Raw genomic sequence first — 234 nt, 5'->3', positions numbered from 1 at the left:
TCCCGCACTCCGGCACCATCCGGCAGCGCTATGAGCCCATCGGCGGGAGCAGTACCTTCCGCCTTTCACGCGGAACCGGCATCAAGCAAACGCACTGGCAGCGCACCGCAACCAGCGTAGGTGGCACCGGCTACCTCGACCCCGGCCTGTTCGCCCTGGACTACAGCGAACCGCTGGAACTGCTTTGCGTTCAGCCCCGCTCGATGGAGGGGGTTACGCCTATCTTCACTCTGC

The 234-nt window shown here is 65.0% G+C and carries 1 pseudogene; it reads left to right on the top strand.

The annotated features are described in order from the left end of the window. A pseudogene (locus L6D89_RS32580) lies at positions 1-234 on the top strand (hypothetical protein); the annotation flags it as partial.

Origin of the sequence: Pseudomonas pseudonitroreducens (genome assembly GCF_021603645.1) — a bacterium.
GTDB lineage: Bacteria > Pseudomonadota > Gammaproteobacteria > Pseudomonadales > Pseudomonadaceae > Pseudomonas > Pseudomonas pseudonitroreducens.
Note: the sequence above shows the minus strand (reverse complement) of the source record. Positions and strands in the feature narration are given on the sequence as shown.